The sequence below is a fragment of the Novosphingobium barchaimii LL02 genome, from assembly GCF_001046635.1.
Taxonomy (GTDB): domain Bacteria; phylum Pseudomonadota; class Alphaproteobacteria; order Sphingomonadales; family Sphingomonadaceae; genus Novosphingobium; species Novosphingobium barchaimii.
In genome coordinates, this window is record NZ_KQ130457.1 from 99,475 (window position 1) to 116,078 (window position 16,604).

Genomic DNA, 16,604 nt, shown 5'->3' on the forward strand with positions numbered 1-16,604 from the left:
CTGACCGCAGCGGATTTCAGGCGCCCGCCACGACGTCGATCTCGTTGAGAACGTCCGGCGACAACCGCAGGTTCTCGGCCGCCAGATTCTCGGTCAGATGCGCAACGCTCGAGGTACCTGGGATCAGCAGCAGGTTGGGCGAACGCGCCAGCAGCCACGCCAGCGCAACCTGCAACGGGCTGGCTTCGAGCTGCGCCGCGATCCGGGAAAGCCCATCCGACTGGATCGGACTGAAGCCGCCCAGCGGGAAAAACGGGACATAGGCGATCCCCTGGCCGGCCAGGTATTCCACCAGCGCATCATCAGCACGGTGGACGAGATTGTACTGGTTCTGGACGCAGACCACCGGCGCAATCTTCTGCGCTTCGGCCACCTGCGCTGGGGTGACGTTGCTGAGGCCAAGATGCCGGATCAGTCCTTGCTCCCGCAATTGCGCAAGCGTGGAGAGCTGTGCTTCGAGCGATCCTTCACTCGGCGCGTGGACATCGCCCATCAGCCTCAGGTTGACGACTTCGAGCCGCTCCAGTCCCAGATTGCGCAGGTTGTCATGCACCGCCTGCGTCAGTTCGGCGGGGCTCTGCGCCGGGAGCCACGAGGCATCGTCACCACGTATCGCACCCACCTTGGTCACGATGACCAGATCATCGGTATAGGGATGCAGCGCTTCGCGGATGATCTGGTTGGTGACGTGCGGTCCGTAGAAGTCGCTCGTGTCGATATGGTTGACTCCGGCCTCTACTGCGGCGCGCAGGACCGCAATCGCGGCGGCGCGATCGCGCGGCGGGCCGAATACGCCGGGGCCTGCAAGCTGCATGGCGCCATAGCCCATCCGGTTGACGGTACGGTCGCCGAGTTCGAAGGTCTTCGCTGTGGCAAGATCGGTCATGCGCAAGTCTCCTGTGAAGGTGCGACCAGGCATATGAACCGGTTGCCAACGATCGATAAGCCGTGCAGTTCAGCACAGGCTGTACGAGAATATGCACAATGGCGACTGAACTCGACGATCTATCGGCTTTCGTAGCCGTGGCCCGCGCAGGCGGTTTTCGCGAGGCCGCGCGGGTATCGGGCGTTTCCGCATCCGGTCTCAGCGAAGCGCTTCGACGGCTGGAGGCGCGGCTGGGCGTGCGCCTGCTGCACCGCACGACGCGCAGCATCTCGACCACCGAAGCGGGCACCCGGTTGTTCGAGCGCCTCTCCCCCGCCCTTAACGAGATCGATGCCGCACTCGACGCCGTCCATGCCGAGACCGACCAGCCGGCCGGCACCCTGCGCCTCAACGTCCCGGCGAATGTCGCCAGAACTGTCCTTCCCGGCATCCTGCCGCCATTCCTGAAAGCGCATCCCCAGATCCGGGTGGAGTGACCGTGGAAGACAGCTTCGTCGATATTCTCGCCTCCGGGGCCGACGCCGGCATCCGCTACGAGGAACGGCTGGAGCAGGACATGATCGCGTTACCGATCGGACCACGGTCGCAGCGGATAATCACGGCGGCGGCTCCGGCCTATCTCGATGTCCATGGCCGCCCCGCGCATCCCCGCGACCTTCTTCACCACGCATGCCTGCGCCTGCGCTTCTCCAGCGGTGCGCTGGCTATCTGGGAATTCGAGCGCGGCGACGACGTGATCCGTATCGACCCGCCCGGCCCTCTCCTTATCCAGCCCGGCTCGGCTTGCGACCTGCTGGTCGAGGCCGCGATAGCGGGGCTCGGTGTCGTACGGCTCTTCGAGGACTGGGTTGCCCCGGCCATGCAGTCAGGGGCCTTGGAACGGATACTCGACGAATGGGACGAGCCGTTCTCGGGGCCGATGCTGTATTATTCCGGCCGCCGCCAGCTTCCGCCTCCCCTCAGGGCCTTCATCGACTTCACCAGGAAGGAGCCATCTGAATGAGCTCGACTGGTCGGCAACTACCCGAACCGGACAGGCAGCACCTAAGGCTGAAAAATTGGCTGCTGAACAATCGCAATGGGTCGGCCTCTTCTGAAGCGTTCTACCTATGGCCGTTACGTCCACAGGAGATGTGTCATGGGATTATCAGAGTTTGATCCCGCCGCTCGCGAGCGGGTATCTTGGAACGCTGGGCGTAAAGTTGGAGCAAAGCGAGCGCTCAATCACCGTCAGATATGGGCGATCCGTTTCTTTCTCGATCAACATGGGAGGGTCCGCGACCGGGCCCTCTTTGACCTCGCTATGGACAGCAAACTTCGCGGATGCGATCTGGTGAAAATCAGGATCAGTGATATCGTTTGTGATCGGAAAATTCGAACACGGGTCACGGTCGTACAGCAAAAGACCGGCAGACCAGTTCAGTTTGAACTGATGACTGATGCTCGCGCCAGCCTGCTCAAATGGCTGGAACTGAGAGGTGGATCCTTGGAGGATTTTGCATTTCCTAGCCGTACCGATCACGCGGCCCACATAAGCATCAGGCAATATGCTTGCCTTGTTGACGAATGGGTCACGGGGATCGGACTTCCCGGCGAAGATGATGGCACCCACTCTCTGCGCCGAACCAAGGCGTCGATCATCTACAAGGCGACTGGAAATCTCCGCGCTGTCCAGATTTTGCTTGGGCACACGAAGATCGAAAGCACGGTCAGATACCTCGGCGTGGACGTGCAGGACGCTTTGACTCTCGCAGAGGGTACTGAAATCTGAGATTGACGTGGGTCCTTGCCGTTGCAAGGCCCTACGTCTCACAGCGTGGGAAGTCTTTCGGCGGCTTCTTCATGCGCCGACCAGATCTCTGAGCAACATCTCCACCCGGTCCCAACGATAGTGCAGCGGCGCGCAGATCGGATGGTGATCATTGTCCCAGTCCGCGCGCTGATCGACGCTGAATTGGGTGAGCGACAGCCGCGCGCGACGGTCTTCCGGCTGATCTCGGCGTTCCGATAGACCTCCTCAATCCGCATAGGATCGCTGTGCCCGGCACGGATCCACGAGAGAGTATCGCGCAGGGCGATTGATACGACGGGGGAGAACTCGCTCTTGTCGTGCATGTCCTCGAGAAAGGCCGTCCAGTCGAGCCGGCTGGCCTGGGTCCGCCACCGCTCGAGCACCTGCGGCAGCGCGTCGCACTGCGTGGCGGTCCGCTTGCTGCCGTCGACGGTCTCACACAGTGTCTCGACCTGTGCGGCATAGACCGCACGGCCAATTGCCGCCAAAGCGGCTGCGTGCCCCGAGCGTTCTAGAGCCGGTCGCTCGGTCTCGGCGAGGTCACGGATCTGGGAGCTCCACGCGGCGCGGCTCAACGACACGTCGTGCCCTACCAGAAGCGAGAATATCGAGCGCGCGCCCGGGTTCTTTGGCGAGGTGAGGCTGCGCAACCGCTTCGCCAGGAACTTTTCTCCTTCGCGGTAAGATCGAACCTAAGCGTCCCTTCGCCAGTCTTGTTTCAGTCCTCGGGCGGTTCGGGACACACGAAGGGCCAAGACGTGCCATTCAGTGGCGTCCCCTCGTCATCCTTAAACGGGCCGCCGGGCGTTCCGGTAACGATGCGCTCGACCTGATAGCGGCTGAGCGGCCCGGTCCCTCCTGCTCGCGCAACAAGCCCCCAGCGTTGCAGCGCCCCTCCAAATACCTGGCTTGGACGCTGATCGACCGGCGACGGATAGTTCCCGCTTCCGATTACGCCGGCCGTTTCGTTGATCAGCCGTCCCGTCAGCAGATACTCGCGACGCTTCATGTTGTCCTGGGTCCGCCTGCCCTTGGCGGGCTTGGCCTGCTTATCGCGGTAGAGCCACGGCACGAACAGGGCGTAGCGCAGCCGGGTGTGCAGGAGCCGCCGGTCTCCGACGCTGCCATTCATCGATCACCACGACTTCCCAAAACCGGCCGCTAATGGAATGCGCAACCGTCCCGTTTCTCCGTCTCCGGTACGACATTTCGGGAAAGCACAATCGGGAACAGGTTTCGAGACAGGCCGCCTGCCATCCGGGTGCCTGCCGCGCCGTCACCGGCCGTCCCGTTGGAGGTTCCCAATCGGGAATGACGCAGCTCCACTGTTATCAGCCCGCCCGCGAACAAGTTTGAAAAGCTCGACGACGCTGGTGGGGGCGTCAGCGCCGAAGAACACTTCTAGGTTCCGAGAGGATAGGTGTGCGACGGGGCTGCTTCGGGCGAACAGCGCCGCTTCATATGTGGCGAGGCCGGCGCTGGGGCGGTCGGGATTTGCCGCGATCCATCGGGCAAGTTCGGCGCCGTCCAGCATGGCTAGATTGGCCCCCCTCTCCGGCGAATGGTGACATAAGATGCGCCGCATCCCCGACCAGCGTCACACCTGGACGTGCTGACCATCGCAGATCGGCGGGAAGCGTATAGATCGGTCGGGGCGTCGGTTCGGCAATGCTGTCCGTGATGCACCGAACAAGATGGCTTGCCCAACCCGCGAACTGTTTAGCGACCACTCCCAGACCGGCACGGACCTCCGTGAAGTCGATGGCGCCGATCCACTCCTCCTCCCGGTTCAGAGCAACATAGCCCGACATGCTGTCATCTGCGTTCCGATGCGCCAGGATGCCCTGTCCAGGTGCCACCGCCATTAGCGTCCCGGTGCCGATCGCCGCAAAAGTTGCCGCATGCTGGTCGTCCGCAGCAAGCCCGATCTCAAGGAAGCATGTGCCTGAATAGACGGGCCTCACATCGGTCAGGAGCGGCCTGACCTTCGACCATGCTCCATCAGCGCCGACGACCAGGTCGGCCGTGGCGACGGGGCCATCGCCGAAGTCGATCGCATGCCGGCCCTCGCCCAGCGGAATGATAGCGGCGACCTTGCGCCCCCAGTGGATCGAGCTGTCGGGGAGCGAGCCTATGAGCATCGCGCGCAGCGCCCCCCGGTCGACCTCCGGCCTCGATAACGACGGCTCGCCGGCATAGTCGAACAGGATGGTCCCATTCCTGTCCATAACGCGCTTAGCGTCCTCGCCCGGCCGGACGAGCTCCAGAAAGTCGTTGTACAGCCCGGCGGCTGCGATCGCGCGTTGGCCGGTCTCGGCGTGGATGTCGAGCAGCCCGCTTTGTCTCCTTGCATTCGGCGAGGCTTTGTTCGACCCGCGCTTGCGGAACGTCGCTGGCCTCACGATCGGCACGATCGAGGGCTGCAAGCTAGCGCTCGATGCTGGCCTCAACCTGCTCGATCCGCTTGGCCACCTTATGTTCTGTGTAGTTGCGATCCCGGTTTTTTACCGCTTTGAACTTGCTGCCGTCGATCGCGACGGTCGCCTGTCCGAACAGGCTCAACTGTCGGCACAGAGCCACAAACTGGCCGCACACCGCCCGGATTGCCGCACCATTATCCCGTCGAAAGTTGGCAATGATCTTAAAGTCCGGTGCCAACCGACCGGTCAGCCACATCAACTCGGCATTGCGCTGCGCTTCACGCTCCAGGCGCCGGCTCGACTGGATCCGGTTCAGATAGCCGTAAAGATAGATCTTGAGCATCGTCGAAGGATGATATGCCGGCCGCCCGGTATGCGCTGGTGTCGCGCCGGCAAATCCAATTGCCACCAGATCCAGCTCGTCGATGAACGCCTCAACGACCCGAACCGGGTTATCTTCAGCTACATAATCATCGAGCGATGCCGGCAGCAAAAAATCCATTTATCGCTGTGATCATGCCGCCAGCACGGGCCGAGCCTGTCCCGACGGCATCAGCCAGATCGCCATTGCCCCGGTAATCACCATCGGGATCGTGGCGATCAGGAATATATTGTATGTACCGTAAGCAGAATAGAGTGAGGATGACAGCAGCGGACCGAGGCTGGCACTGATGGCAAAAGCCGCGGTCGCCACAGCATAGACCGAAGCGAACATGGTTTCGGGAAAACGCCGGGCCGCGGTATAGGCGAGGATGTCGTTCTCGGCGCCGCCAGCGATCCCCAGCAACGCGGCTGCGGCAATCGCGACGGTCAATGATCCGTCTATTTGCAGGAGCATCAGCGTGGCCGGGATCGGCAGCAGGAACACGACGACGCCCAGCGTTCTGGCGGACATCCGGTCCAGCAAGATTCCTACCAGAACCCGTCCGACCAGCGAGCTTAGCCCGAAGACCGAAACGACACCTGCTGACGCAGCCAGGCCGATGCCGGATAGCGTCAGCATCGGGATCAGCATGATGAAGAGCCCATAGGAGGCGCAGGCGTAGATCCCGCCAGCCAACGCCAGGCAGCAGAACGTCCGTGACAGCAGATTTTCGCGCAGAACGCGCGCCGGCATGCTAGTTCGCACTACAACCGTGACGGTTTGCCGCGTTCGGTTCAGCACCGCGAAAACCAGCACCAGCATCGGGATCGCCCAGGTCGCGCCCAGTGCAAGATAGGCCCACCTCCAACCTAATGCCTGGACATATGTGGTTGCCAGCAAGGGCATGACTGCGGTCGACAGGCCGATGCCGGCCAGCGCGATAGCGAGCGCCAGCCCGCGCGAGGCGCGAAATTCCTCGACCACCGGCTTGAGCCACACGGGTATGCAGATGCACGCCAGCCCAATCGCGTTGATCGCGCACAGCCCCCACCATTGCCACACCGAACCCGTTGCAGTGCCGAACAGCCCCAGGGTCAGCGCATAAGGCCCGATGCCGATCAGCAGCAACCGGCGTGCGCCGATCCGGTCGGCAATGCGCCCGGCGATAGGAATTGCTATCAAGCCTACCAGAATCTGGACCATGAACGATGCGGTAAAGGCGATCTGGCTCAACCCCAGATCGCTGGTGACCGGTTTCAGAAACACACCGATGGTAGTTGGCATTAGCGTCGATCCCGCGATCCCCAGCATGGCGATCAACGGGACGGGCCAACTCGTCTTCCATTCCTCGGCGGGGCTGCAGTCCGTCATATCTGTGTTCCATTCAGGCAAGGCAAGGTTGTGCGGTGCGGCAGGCACCATTCAGCATGGCTGCCGGCGTTGAAACTCAGTTGAACAATGTCCCGCCATCGACGTTGATCGTCTGCCCTACGACATATTCAGCGCCTTCGCCTGCCAGAAACAGCGCCGCGCCCACCATATCGCCCGGATCGGCAAGGCGGCCCTTGGCGACCTGCTGGACGATCCCGTCGTTGAATTCCTCGGCGGCGATGGCAGCGGACCCGGCCACCGCCATCGCCTGTATTTCGCGCCACATGGCTGTCTGCACGAAGCCTGGAGCGATGGCATTTACACAGATGTTGTGCGGCGCCAGTGCTTGGCCGGCTGATTGGGTGATGCTGATCACGGCAGCTTTGCTCGCCGAATACTGGACCGACGTGCCGATCCCTTGTCGCCCCGCGATCGACGCCAGATTGATGATTCGCCCAGACCGGCCGGCGGCGATCATTGCGCGCGCGCTGGCTTGCAGCATGAAGAACAGCCCGGTAACGTTGATGTCGAACACCGACTGGAAGCTGTCGGGCGTGACGTCGAGCAGAGGTTGCGCCTGCAGAATGCCGGCACCGTTGACGAGGATATCCAGCCCGCCGTCGAACGATGTTGCCATGCTGACCGCGGCATCCCGGTCGGCTTGGCTCGTAATATCGCAGCGCAAAGCCTCGGCCTGCCCGCCTGCCGACCGGATCGCGGCGGCGGTCGCCTCTGCCGCCTCGCCGTTGCGGTCGGCGCAGACGATCCTCGCGCCCTGTTCGGCATAGGCATGGGCGATTTCGCGGCTGATTCCGCTGGCAGCGCCGGTGACAAGTGCGATTTTGCCGGTGAGCGTCATGCGGCATTCCCAGGGGCTGCAGCGCTGTGCTGGCCGACATGGGCGGCTACACGGGCATTGATCGTGTCCGCCGCTTCAAGGTGCGGCATGTGGCCCGCCGTGGCGATGTCGAGTGTTTCGAACCCGGCCGCCGCCGTATCCGCATCGCTCCAGATTGCTTCGTCCGCCGTGACCACTTCATCCTGGCCGCCACGGATCAGGAGCGCGCTGGCTCCGATCCCGCGCCACCAGGCGGTTGCGCTTGAATCTGCGCGATCGACGTGGAAATTGGCGGCATCTATCGCGGCAAGCGCGGGCATGACCCCGTCGAGCCGTTTGTAGCGAAGCAAGGCTTCGGCCATGTCGCGTGTGGCCAGCGTCTTGTCGGCAAACAGCATCGCGGTGGCGCTCATCAATTCGGAGCGGCGCCGGGCACCCAGGAAGCCTTCGATATAGGCCTGGGAAACGCGACCAAGGTCAGCTGGCGCGAGAGCGGTGAACGAGCGGACCCGTCCCGGATCGGCCTGCGCGACATGGCGCGCGACGATTGCGCCAAAGCTGTGGGCGACCAGATGAACCGGGCCTGGTGCGATGGCATCGAGCAAATTGCCCAAGACGGTCGCCAGCCAACTGGCTGAACCATCGCCGACAGCCTTGCCCGATGCGCCGTGTCCCGGAAGGTCCAGTGCGATGACGCGATGTTGCCGGGACCAGGCCGGCTGATTGAACATCCAGCTTTCGAGGTCACCGCCAAAGCCATGGATCAGGACGATGGTTTCATCGCCCGACCCGGTGTCGAGATAGCGGATGCGCGTGGTTCCGCCATGGTTGCTGGCCACGTCGATGGTCGATGGTTCGGCTGCTGCAATCGAGGTGATGCCGCTTTGTGTGCCGATATCGGGCCGTTCGGCAACAAGGCGGTCGATGTCCGCATCGGATGCATCTGCGGGGCCGATCACTGCCAGCGGGGTGCCGCACTTAGCAGTGGTGCCGGGCGCAACCAGCACCCGCCGGACGACGCCTGACGCCGATGCCTCGATCGTGTTGGTGATCTTGGTCGTTTCCACATCGATCAGGTCTTCTCCTGCAGCGACCGTCTCACCCTGTTGCCGGTGCCAGGCGACCAGCGTGCCTTCTTCCATCGACAGGCCCCATTTGGGCATGGTGACAAGATGCAAACCGGTCATCGCATGATCTCGCGCACGACTTCGGCTACGCGCGCGGGCGAGGGGATATAGGCCGCCTCTAGACTGGGCGCGAACGGCACCGGGGTATGGGGCGCGGTGACCGTACGGATCGGCGCCTTGAGGCTGTGAAACGCATGTTCAGCCACCAGTGCAGCGATATCGACCGCAAGTCCGCAGCGCGGGTTGCCTTCGTCCACCACCACCAGCCGACCTGTCCGGCGGACCGATTCCAGAATGCTTTCCTCATCGAGCGGCGAGGTGGTGCGCGGATCGATCAGCTCGACCGAAATGCCCTCCCGCTCCAGAACGTCCGCAGCCTGCGCCGCGATATGGACCATCCTGGAAAATGCGACGATGGTCACGTCATCGCCTTCACGCACGAAATTCGCCTCGCCAAAACGGATGGCATAAGGTTCGGACGGCACCTCGTCGGCCAAATCATAGAGCATCTTGTGTTCGAAGAAGATCACCGGATCGTCGTCGCGGATCGCCTGGATCAGCAGGCCTTTAGCGTCATAGGCGTTGGACGGCATCACCACCTTCAGGCCGGGAACATGGGTGAAGATCGAATGCGGGCTTTGAGAATGCTGCGCCGCTGCGCTGTAGCCGGCCCCGATCATCGAGCGGATGACAAGGGGCGTGCGGGCATGGCCACCGAACATATAGCGGAACTTGGCAGCCTGATTATAAATCTGGTCGAAGCAGACGCCAAAGAAATCCGCAAACATCAGCTCGGCGACCGGGCGCAGGCCCGTTACCGCCGCACCGGCTGCCATGCCCATGATCGCGCTTTCAGAAATCGGCGTATCAATCACGCGCGACCGGCCAAACCTTGGCAGCAGACCCTTGGTGACGCCAAGGACGCCGCCAAATGCATCTTCGACACCGCTGCTGCCGCCTTCGCCGCCTGCAACGTCTTCACCGATGATGACGATATCGGGGTCGCGCCCCATTTCCTGCACCAGTGCTTCGTTGATGGCTTCGCGGACTGTTTTGCGGGGCATGATTTTCACCGATACGAGATGTAGACGTCGGCCAGAAGATCGGCTTCGTCGGGGATGGGGGCGGCGCGGGCAAAGGCGACCGCTTCGTCGATTTCGGCGGCGACATCGCGGTCGAGGGCATCGAATTGTTCGGCATCGAACACACCGGCGTCGATCAGGCGCCGCCGGATCAGCGTCAAAGGATCGGCATCGCGGCGCAGCACGTCGACTTCGCCATTGGCGCGGTAATGTTGCGGATCGCCGACGAAATGGCCGGTAAAGCGCGGGCAGCGCGTTTCGACGGTGGATGGGCCACCGCCGGCCCTGGCAAGTGCCACTGCTTCACCAACGGCATCGTGAACGGCAAAAAAATCTGTGCCATCTACCGCGACCGCCGGCATGCCGAACGCTGCGGCGCGTGCGGCCAGATCATCGGTGCCGCAAGCATAGGAGGCCGCCGTTCCTTCACCGAAACCATTGTTCTCGATAATGAAAATTGCCGGTAGCTTGAGCACGACGGCCATGTTCATGGCCTCGAACACGGTGCCCTGGTTGGACCCGCCGTCGCCAGTAAATGCCACCGCGACCTTGCCGTTGCGGCGCGTCTTGGCGGTCAGCGCCGCGCCCAGCACCAGTGGCGGGCTGCCCCCGACAATCGCATTGGCGCCCAGCATGCCCTTTGACAGGTCAGCAATGTGCATCGAGCCCCCCTTGCCGCGGCACAGGCCATCGCGCTTGCCATAAAGTTCGGCCATCATGGCCTTGAGATCTGCACCCTTTGCGATGCAATGGCCGTGGCCGCGGTGCGTCGATCCGATATAATCGTCATCGTCGAGGTGCATGCAGGTTCCAACCGCAGAGGCTTCCTGCCCCAGATAGCTGTGGATGAAGCCCGGAATTTCGCCCGAGGAAAATTCAGTGACAATGCGCTCTTCGAAATTGCGGATGCGCTGCATGCGCATATAGGCGTCGAGCATGGTGAGGCGGGGAAGCTGCATTGGGTTCTACCTTTGCAAAGGACAGAGGGCGGGAGTGGCTCGGGTAGGGAAGCGCCGTGTTGCGGGATGATGCCGTGACCGGATGCTGCGCCATTTTTATCAGTTTTCGTAGCGCAACCGGACGCCGAAGGTGCGCGGCTGGTTGAACACGCCGACATCGCCAAAGAATGTCGTGCCGCCATAGTTGATGTAGTAGCGCTCCTTGGTCAGGTTAGTGGCGAACACCGTCACCGTCAGATGATCGCCCGGCGCGGTCCACCCGATCTGGGCATTGACGAGGGTGTAGGGATCGTTGCGATACCGCTGCACCCGCGCCTGCGCGCCGGCAAGGCTGCCGAATACGGACGGGTTGGATTGCGGGCTGGCGCCCGAATAGCTGACGTTTCCCGAAAGCCGCAGCGTCCCGTCGGCCAGCGGGGTTTCATAGGATGCGCCGGCATTGCCCGAAAAATCGGGCGCGCGGGTCATCTGCAGTCCTGACCAGTCCTGCACATCCTCGACATTGAGGTTGGTGACAGGATCGACCCCGACGCCAGTGATGTTGGGGAACTCCTTGTAGCGCGCATGCAGGAACGATGCACCGGCCATCAGCGTCAGGCCGTTTACTGGCTGGACGCTGCCCTGCAGGTCGACGCCATAGATTTCTGCCGACGGGGCGTTGCTGACAAAGCTGATGAGGCTGTTGGTCACTGGATTGGCGCGTGTCACGCCAACCTGGAGATCGGTGTAATCGTAGTAGAATGCCGCGGCATCGAAGCGAAACGTGGATGTCGCGGTCTTGAAGCCGACTTCATAAGCCGTGATCTTTTCGGGCCGGAACGGAACTAGCAGAGCCGGTGTTGCTGCAGGGGTGGGTTGGAACCCGCCTGTACGGAAACCTTGCGAAAACGCAGCATAGACGTTGGTGCGCGGGGACAGTTCATAGCGTAACGTGGCGCGCGGCGTGAAGTCGGAGAACGTGGCAGACGACGATGCAGGTTCCACGAGGTTGATGGTCTGGCTGGCGTCAAGCTGGCGATAGCTGATGCCCTTGCGTTCCCGGGTATAGCGGCCGCCAAGCGTGAGGATCAGCTTGTCGGTCAGATCGTATGTGGCATCGAAATAGGCTGCCCATGCTTTCGCGGTCAATCGGGCATAGGTGAAGCTTGCCAGAGAGCCGTTGAGAAAGGTCTTTGCGCCGTCGTTGCGATCGACATCGTTGTAGTACGATCCGCCCACGACCAGGTTCAGCCGGCCGATGCTATCAATGGTGACGTCCGTGGTGTGCTGAAACGTATACTTGTTGTTCGGACCGTCGATGTTCAGGATCGGCAGGTACGTGCCATCGAAATCATATACCGTGCGGGCCGCGAGCTTTTGATAACCGGTATAGGACGCGATATTGCCGAACCCTGTCCTGTAAACGAGCTTGAGCGTACCTTCATGGACCCGTGCCTCGTTCGAGGTGTCTACGTTGCTGGATGCCCGATAGGGCGCCCGGCCGGCAAACGGTTCGGCTGGCAGGAACGCAGGGGCATAGCCCTGGTTGGGAAACAGCAAAGTCGTGGGATCGTTAACCAGCACATAGTTGTAACCTGCGGTTGCGGTGAGATCGGGCGTTGCATCCCATTCCACCTTTGCGCGCACAGACTGGCTGCGAATGTTGGCGGCATCGTCGACTGTGCCACCCGAACCTGCCGGATCTACCTGACGGTAATAACCGTCGCTGCGCCGGAACGTCCCGGCAACGCCGACGCGCAAGGTGTCTGAAATCGGCCCTGAGATAAAGCCGTTGACCGCGACATCGTCAAACCTTGCGTAGCTTGCTTCGGCATTGACCGTGAATTCGGCGGTGGGCCCGCGCGTATTGATGAGGATCGCGCCACCGGTGGCATTGCGGCCATACAGCGTGCCCTGCGGGCCCTTGAAGATCTGGATATCTTGCAGGTTGGCCAGCGCGACATTTACGCCGACCGGAGCGGGCGAATAAAAACCGTCGATGTAAACCGCGACGTTGTTTTCCCAGCCCGGCCCGGCGGTCAGCGTGGTGACGCCGCGGATCGAAGGTTGCGTATAGGCACCGGCATAGCTGATCTGCACACCCGGTGCGATCTGGTCCAGATCGTGGATATCGGTCACGCCGGCGGCAGCCAGGGTTTCCTGTGTCGCAGCGGTGATCGAAGCTGGAACATCCTCCAGCCGTTCAGCCCGGCGCTGCGCGGTCACGATGATATCGCTGGTGTTGCCGTCTGCGCCCGACACGGTCTGAGCCTGCGTGCTGGTGGCACAAAGGCCAAGTCCAAGGGCAAGGCCCAGTGCGGTGTGGCAGGACGAATGCAGTTTTCCGTATGCTCGCATCAAAAATCCCCTCGTTATGTTTATGGTTGTTTTGGTAAGAGCGTATTGGCGGTCATCAGGCGGGTTGAAGCATCCCCCGTCTTAAAGCGCTCGGTATTTGGTCTTGATTTCTGGCGGCCAATATTGTCCGCAGCGTTGCATGAACGCGTTGCACACCATTTCTCCGGATGAACCGGTTCTGCCACCTCGCCGGGGACGCGGGCGACCGCGCATGGATGCCGTCGTCCAGCGCGATCGCATTCTTAGCGCAGCGACGACCATCTTCATCGCCAAAGGATTTGCCGATGGCAGCGTCAGCGCGATCGGCAAAGTGGCCGGGGTGACAAAACGAACGATCTACGAATTGATCGGCGACAAGGAGGCTGTGTTCCAAGCCGTGTGCGACGCGATTTGCGCGCGCACCGGCCTGTCGCATTTTCGACCGCCATCGCCCGCGATGCCGGTGCGCGAAATCCTGCTGGATATGGCACGCACGATCGCCCACGCGGCACTGGCCCCCGAAAGCGTTGCCTTCAACCGAATGCTGGCGGCCGAATTGCTGCGGTTCCCTAATATCGTGCTGCCGGTGATGGAAAAATCTCGGCGCGACATTCACGGTGCGACCGCCAGCGTCTTTGCCGATCTGATGGCGCAGCAACGCATCATGTGCAGCACTGCCTCGATCGCGGCTGACACTTTTTACGATACAATCGTTGGTGCCAAGGCGCTGCGGGCCGTGCTGGGTTTTTCCGAACCTGTGCCCGATGCAGCCGAACTCGAACGGCGCGTCGACATGATTTTGCGCGGGTTTTTGAACCACCGGGGCTGATGGTGTGATCCGTGCGCAGGAATGCTGCACGGCACGGCAATCCTGCATCCTGTACTCTCCCCCTCTGACCAAGCCCTCTCGCGGGGCCATGGTCGGTGCGCCTGTTTAGACACTCATAGGTTTCTTTATTATTCGCAGTTGATTGTCAATGCCGACCCCGCGCGGGTCGAAAAACTAACGCGCAGCAGGCTGCACCCAGTCGCTATGGTTTTCCTGCACGGTTTTCAGCGCCTTTTTCCAGAATGCGGCGGTTGACCGTTCGCGGTAATCGAACCGCGCGCTGTTGCGCACTTCGATCAGTTCAACGCCCTGCGCGCCCGGCCGATACGTGTATGGCACGCCGGCGGGGATGAAAAATCCGTCGCCCGGACCAAGCTCTTCCGTGCCGAGTTTCACGCCGCCAGCGATGATGTAATAGACGCAATCGGCATCGTGCGAATGAAGCGGCAGGGGAAAGTGCTTTTTGAACCATACGCGCACGAGACTAAGGCCGAATCCGGAAAAGATCACTTGCGAAGCCGTGCCATCGGGCAGACCGGCATCGACACAGGCCATCATTTCTTCGATGCCCTTGGTGGGTGGCACCATGGTCATGATGTCGGCCTCGGCAAGCTTGGCCATGTTATCGGCACGAAAAATATGGAACTTCTTGTCCTGAATCATGGTGCCGTTTCCTATATCGGCTTGGCCGCTTAAAGGCTGCTTGAGGCTAGCTTACAAAATTCTGAAACCTATTGGTATCTAAATTATTTGCCAGCCAGGATGGACTGTTCTCCTCACGAGGGATTGAGGAGAAAAGGTTGGTGTTGAGTTGTCATGAGAATTAACCTGGGAATGATTAATCCTTATCGTGCCAGCACCGCCAATGGGTAGTTGGCCTAATTCCAGCTTTCGTCGCTGGCATAATCTCCTCGTCAGGTATGGCAGGTTTCAGCGCACTCGGTCGTTCCGAAAAATGAATGCGAACGGCAGCTTGTCCCACTTTAAGGCGATGAATGAAGGGCCGGAATCGGGCATCCGATTTCGAGGTGGGAACGACGACTATCAGGGCGTTCTAATTGAGATATGGAACCGATGGTCAATGCTTTGCTCAATCGCGGTGCCATGCGTGGCAATGGAAGAGTTGGAAGTCACTATCCGGCTGACCGCAAGCGGCGTCCGGTCCCGCGCGGATGGCGCGCCTCGCTTGTAACGTAGGCACATATCGCCGATAGCGCCGCCGATGACATCCAAACCCGTCCCCGCCGCCATGCATCCTCGCGAATTCGTCGCCTTTATCGCTGCAGTCATGGCCGTAAACGCATTGGGCGTCGACCTGATGCTGCCTGCTCTGGCGGACATAGGCCGTGAGCTTGCTATAAGCGATGCCAATCATCGGCAGTGGATCATCACCGTCTACATGGTAGGCTTCGGGGCAGGGCAGTTGGTCTATGGTCCTCTCGCGGACCGGTTTGGCCGGAAACCTATCCTCGTCGGCACCCTGATCGGCTTCGTTGCCGCGAGTGTGTTTGCGGCGAGTTCGGCTACGTTCCCGGCGCTGCTCGGTGCGCGCTTGCTGCAGGGTCTGATGTCGGCGTCGACCCGCGTACTCGCGGTCGCCATTGTCCGCGATGGCGCATCCGGACGGAAGATGGCCCGCACCATGTCTGTCGCACAAATGATCTTCTTCGTCGTGCCGATCCTGGCGCCGACGCTGGGCCAGGCGCTGCTTGCGTTTGGGCCATGGCGGTTCATCTTCTACGCGCTTGGCGCTTTCGCAGCCGTCGTGCTCGCATGGACGCTGGTGCGCCTGCCAGAAACCCTGCCCGTTGCACGCCGGGTGCCGATCTCCCTGATTGCCTTGCGGCAAAGTTACTGGCTGACGCTCACGAACCGATTCTCCATCGGCTACGCGCTGGCCGCGTCTCTCACGTTCGGCGGGATCATCGCCTTCGTCTCATCCTCACAGCAGATTTTCGTCGATGAGTTCGGCGCGGGGGCCCAGTTCACCTGGCTGTTCGCGATCTGCGCCGGCGCGATGGGACTGGCAGCGTTCGCCAACAGCCGGCTTGTGGAAAAGCTTGGAACGCGGATGATCTCGCAGTCGGCCTTGCTCGCGTTGATCGGGCTCTCGATCGTGCATGTGCTGGTCATCTATGCTGGCTTGGAGACGCTGACGAGCTTCACCATCCTCCAGGCGCTCAGCATGACCTCGATCGGGCTTTGCGGCTCCAACTTTGGGTCCATGGCCATGGAGCCGGTCGGGCACATCGCGGGCACAGCTTCATCGGTGCAGGGTTTCATCACCAGCATCGGCGCAGTGCTGGTGGGTTCGGCCATCGGGCAGGCTTATGCGGGCACGACGCTGCCGCTGGCGGTGGGCTATCTGTGCATCGGCATGGCCGTGCTCGCCATTGTCTACGTGATCGAAGGCGGTCTGCTATTCCACGCCCGCGAGACGCAAGCGAAGAGTTAAGCAGTCGGAGGCCGCGGCGACCACAACCTGCAAGCGATGGATGAAGGGCCGGAATCGGGGATCTGAACTTGGCTCAGCAACGACCGGAATGAGGGCGTTCGTTGCCTGTCCGGAATTTCGCATCTGAGGGGTGGAAACGGACATTTTACCGAAAAGCGTCTGGCA

General features: G+C 61.5%; 16 protein-coding genes and 1 pseudogene. 5 read left to right on the forward strand and 12 right to left on the reverse strand.

Features of this window, described 5'->3' with window-relative positions:
• Positions 1–16: 16 nt before the first annotated feature.
• Positions 17–886 carry an aldo/keto reductase family oxidoreductase gene (locus tag V474_RS19370; RefSeq protein ID WP_059153056.1) on the reverse strand — a complete coding sequence of 290 codons (870 nt, stop codon included), beginning with the start codon at positions 884–886 and terminating at the stop codon, positions 17–19.
• A 98-nt stretch (positions 887–984) separates the two neighbouring features.
• Here V474_RS19370 and V474_RS26900 point away from each other — a divergent pair, with 98 nt between their 5' ends.
• From V474_RS26900 to V474_RS19380, 3 genes are all read left to right on the forward strand, one after another.
• Positions 985–1,362, forward strand: a complete 378-nt coding sequence (locus tag V474_RS26900; RefSeq protein ID WP_330219651.1) for a LysR family transcriptional regulator — start codon at positions 985–987, stop codon at positions 1,360–1,362.
• 2 nt (positions 1,363–1,364) lie between these two features.
• Entirely contained in the window at positions 1,365–1,889 is a 525-nt protein-coding gene (locus V474_RS26905; protein WP_330219652.1) for a LysR substrate-binding domain-containing protein, read from the forward strand.
• Positions 1,890–2,024: 135 nt separating this feature from the next.
• On the forward strand, positions 2,025–2,657 hold the full coding sequence (locus tag V474_RS19380; RefSeq protein WP_059153057.1) for a tyrosine-type recombinase/integrase: 633 nt from the start codon (positions 2,025–2,027) through the stop codon (positions 2,655–2,657).
• A gap of 38 nt (positions 2,658–2,695) precedes the next feature.
• Here V474_RS19380 and V474_RS19385 read toward each other — a convergent pair whose 3' ends face one another.
• The 10 genes and pseudogenes from V474_RS19385 to V474_RS19430 all read right to left on the reverse strand — a co-directional run bounded on the left by V474_RS19385 (position 2,696) and on the right by V474_RS19430 (position 13,176).
• Positions 2,696–3,328 (reverse strand): hypothetical protein, encoded by a 633-nt coding sequence (locus tag V474_RS19385; protein WP_059153058.1) that lies wholly within the window; start codon positions 3,326–3,328, stop codon positions 2,696–2,698.
• A 68-nt stretch (positions 3,329–3,396) separates the two neighbouring features.
• A complete protein-coding gene (locus tag V474_RS19390; protein WP_059153059.1) occupies positions 3,397–3,810 on the reverse strand; it encodes a hypothetical protein in 414 nt (137 codons plus the stop codon).
• A 325-nt stretch (positions 3,811–4,135) separates the two neighbouring features.
• A complete protein-coding gene (locus V474_RS19395; RefSeq protein ID WP_082699888.1) occupies positions 4,136–4,906 on the reverse strand; it encodes an FAD-dependent oxidoreductase in 771 nt (256 codons plus the stop codon).
• A gap of 136 nt (positions 4,907–5,042) precedes the next feature.
• A pseudogene (locus V474_RS19400) lies at positions 5,043–5,600 on the reverse strand (transposase); the annotation flags it as partial.
• 12 nt (positions 5,601–5,612) lie between these two features.
• On the reverse strand, positions 5,613–6,833 hold the full coding sequence (locus tag V474_RS19405; RefSeq protein WP_059153061.1) for an MFS transporter: 1,221 nt from the start codon (positions 6,831–6,833) through the stop codon (positions 5,613–5,615).
• A 76-nt stretch (positions 6,834–6,909) separates the two neighbouring features.
• A complete protein-coding gene (locus V474_RS19410; protein WP_059153062.1) occupies positions 6,910–7,692 on the reverse strand; it encodes an SDR family NAD(P)-dependent oxidoreductase in 783 nt (260 codons plus the stop codon).
• The gene (locus tag V474_RS19415; protein ID WP_059153063.1) at positions 7,689–8,858 is read right to left on the reverse strand and encodes an acetoin dehydrogenase dihydrolipoyllysine-residue acetyltransferase subunit; all 1,170 of its coding nucleotides are present in this window, start codon (positions 8,856–8,858) and stop codon (positions 7,689–7,691) included. Before V474_RS19415 ends, V474_RS19410 begins: the two co-directional genes overlap by 4 nt.
• Entirely contained in the window at positions 8,855–9,862 is a 1,008-nt protein-coding gene (locus V474_RS19420) for an alpha-ketoacid dehydrogenase subunit beta (RefSeq protein WP_059153064.1), read from the reverse strand. The genes V474_RS19415 and V474_RS19420 overlap by 4 nt, the downstream gene beginning before the upstream one ends.
• A gap of 5 nt (positions 9,863–9,867) precedes the next feature.
• On the reverse strand, positions 9,868–10,839 hold the full coding sequence (locus V474_RS19425) for a thiamine pyrophosphate-dependent dehydrogenase E1 component subunit alpha (protein WP_059153065.1): 972 nt from the start codon (positions 10,837–10,839) through the stop codon (positions 9,868–9,870).
• Between the two features lie 99 nt (positions 10,840–10,938).
• The gene (locus V474_RS19430; RefSeq protein ID WP_059153066.1) at positions 10,939–13,176 is read right to left on the reverse strand and encodes a TonB-dependent receptor; all 2,238 of its coding nucleotides are present in this window, start codon (positions 13,174–13,176) and stop codon (positions 10,939–10,941) included.
• Between the two features lie 211 nt (positions 13,177–13,387).
• Between V474_RS19430 and V474_RS19435 the strand changes: the two genes are divergently transcribed.
• Positions 13,388–13,984 (forward strand): TetR/AcrR family transcriptional regulator, encoded by a 597-nt coding sequence (locus V474_RS19435; protein ID WP_059153067.1) that lies wholly within the window; start codon positions 13,388–13,390, stop codon positions 13,982–13,984.
• A 174-nt stretch (positions 13,985–14,158) separates the two neighbouring features.
• Here V474_RS19435 and V474_RS19440 read toward each other — a convergent pair whose 3' ends face one another.
• Positions 14,159–14,647 carry a cupin domain-containing protein gene (locus V474_RS19440; RefSeq protein ID WP_059153068.1) on the reverse strand — a complete coding sequence of 163 codons (489 nt, stop codon included), beginning with the start codon at positions 14,645–14,647 and terminating at the stop codon, positions 14,159–14,161.
• 559 nt (positions 14,648–15,206) lie between these two features.
• Between V474_RS19440 and V474_RS19445 the strand changes: the two genes are divergently transcribed.
• Positions 15,207–16,439, forward strand: coding sequence for a multidrug effflux MFS transporter (locus V474_RS19445; RefSeq protein WP_236711346.1), 1,233 nt, complete (start codon positions 15,207–15,209; stop codon positions 16,437–16,439).
• The last annotated feature ends 165 nt before the right edge of the window (positions 16,440–16,604 follow it).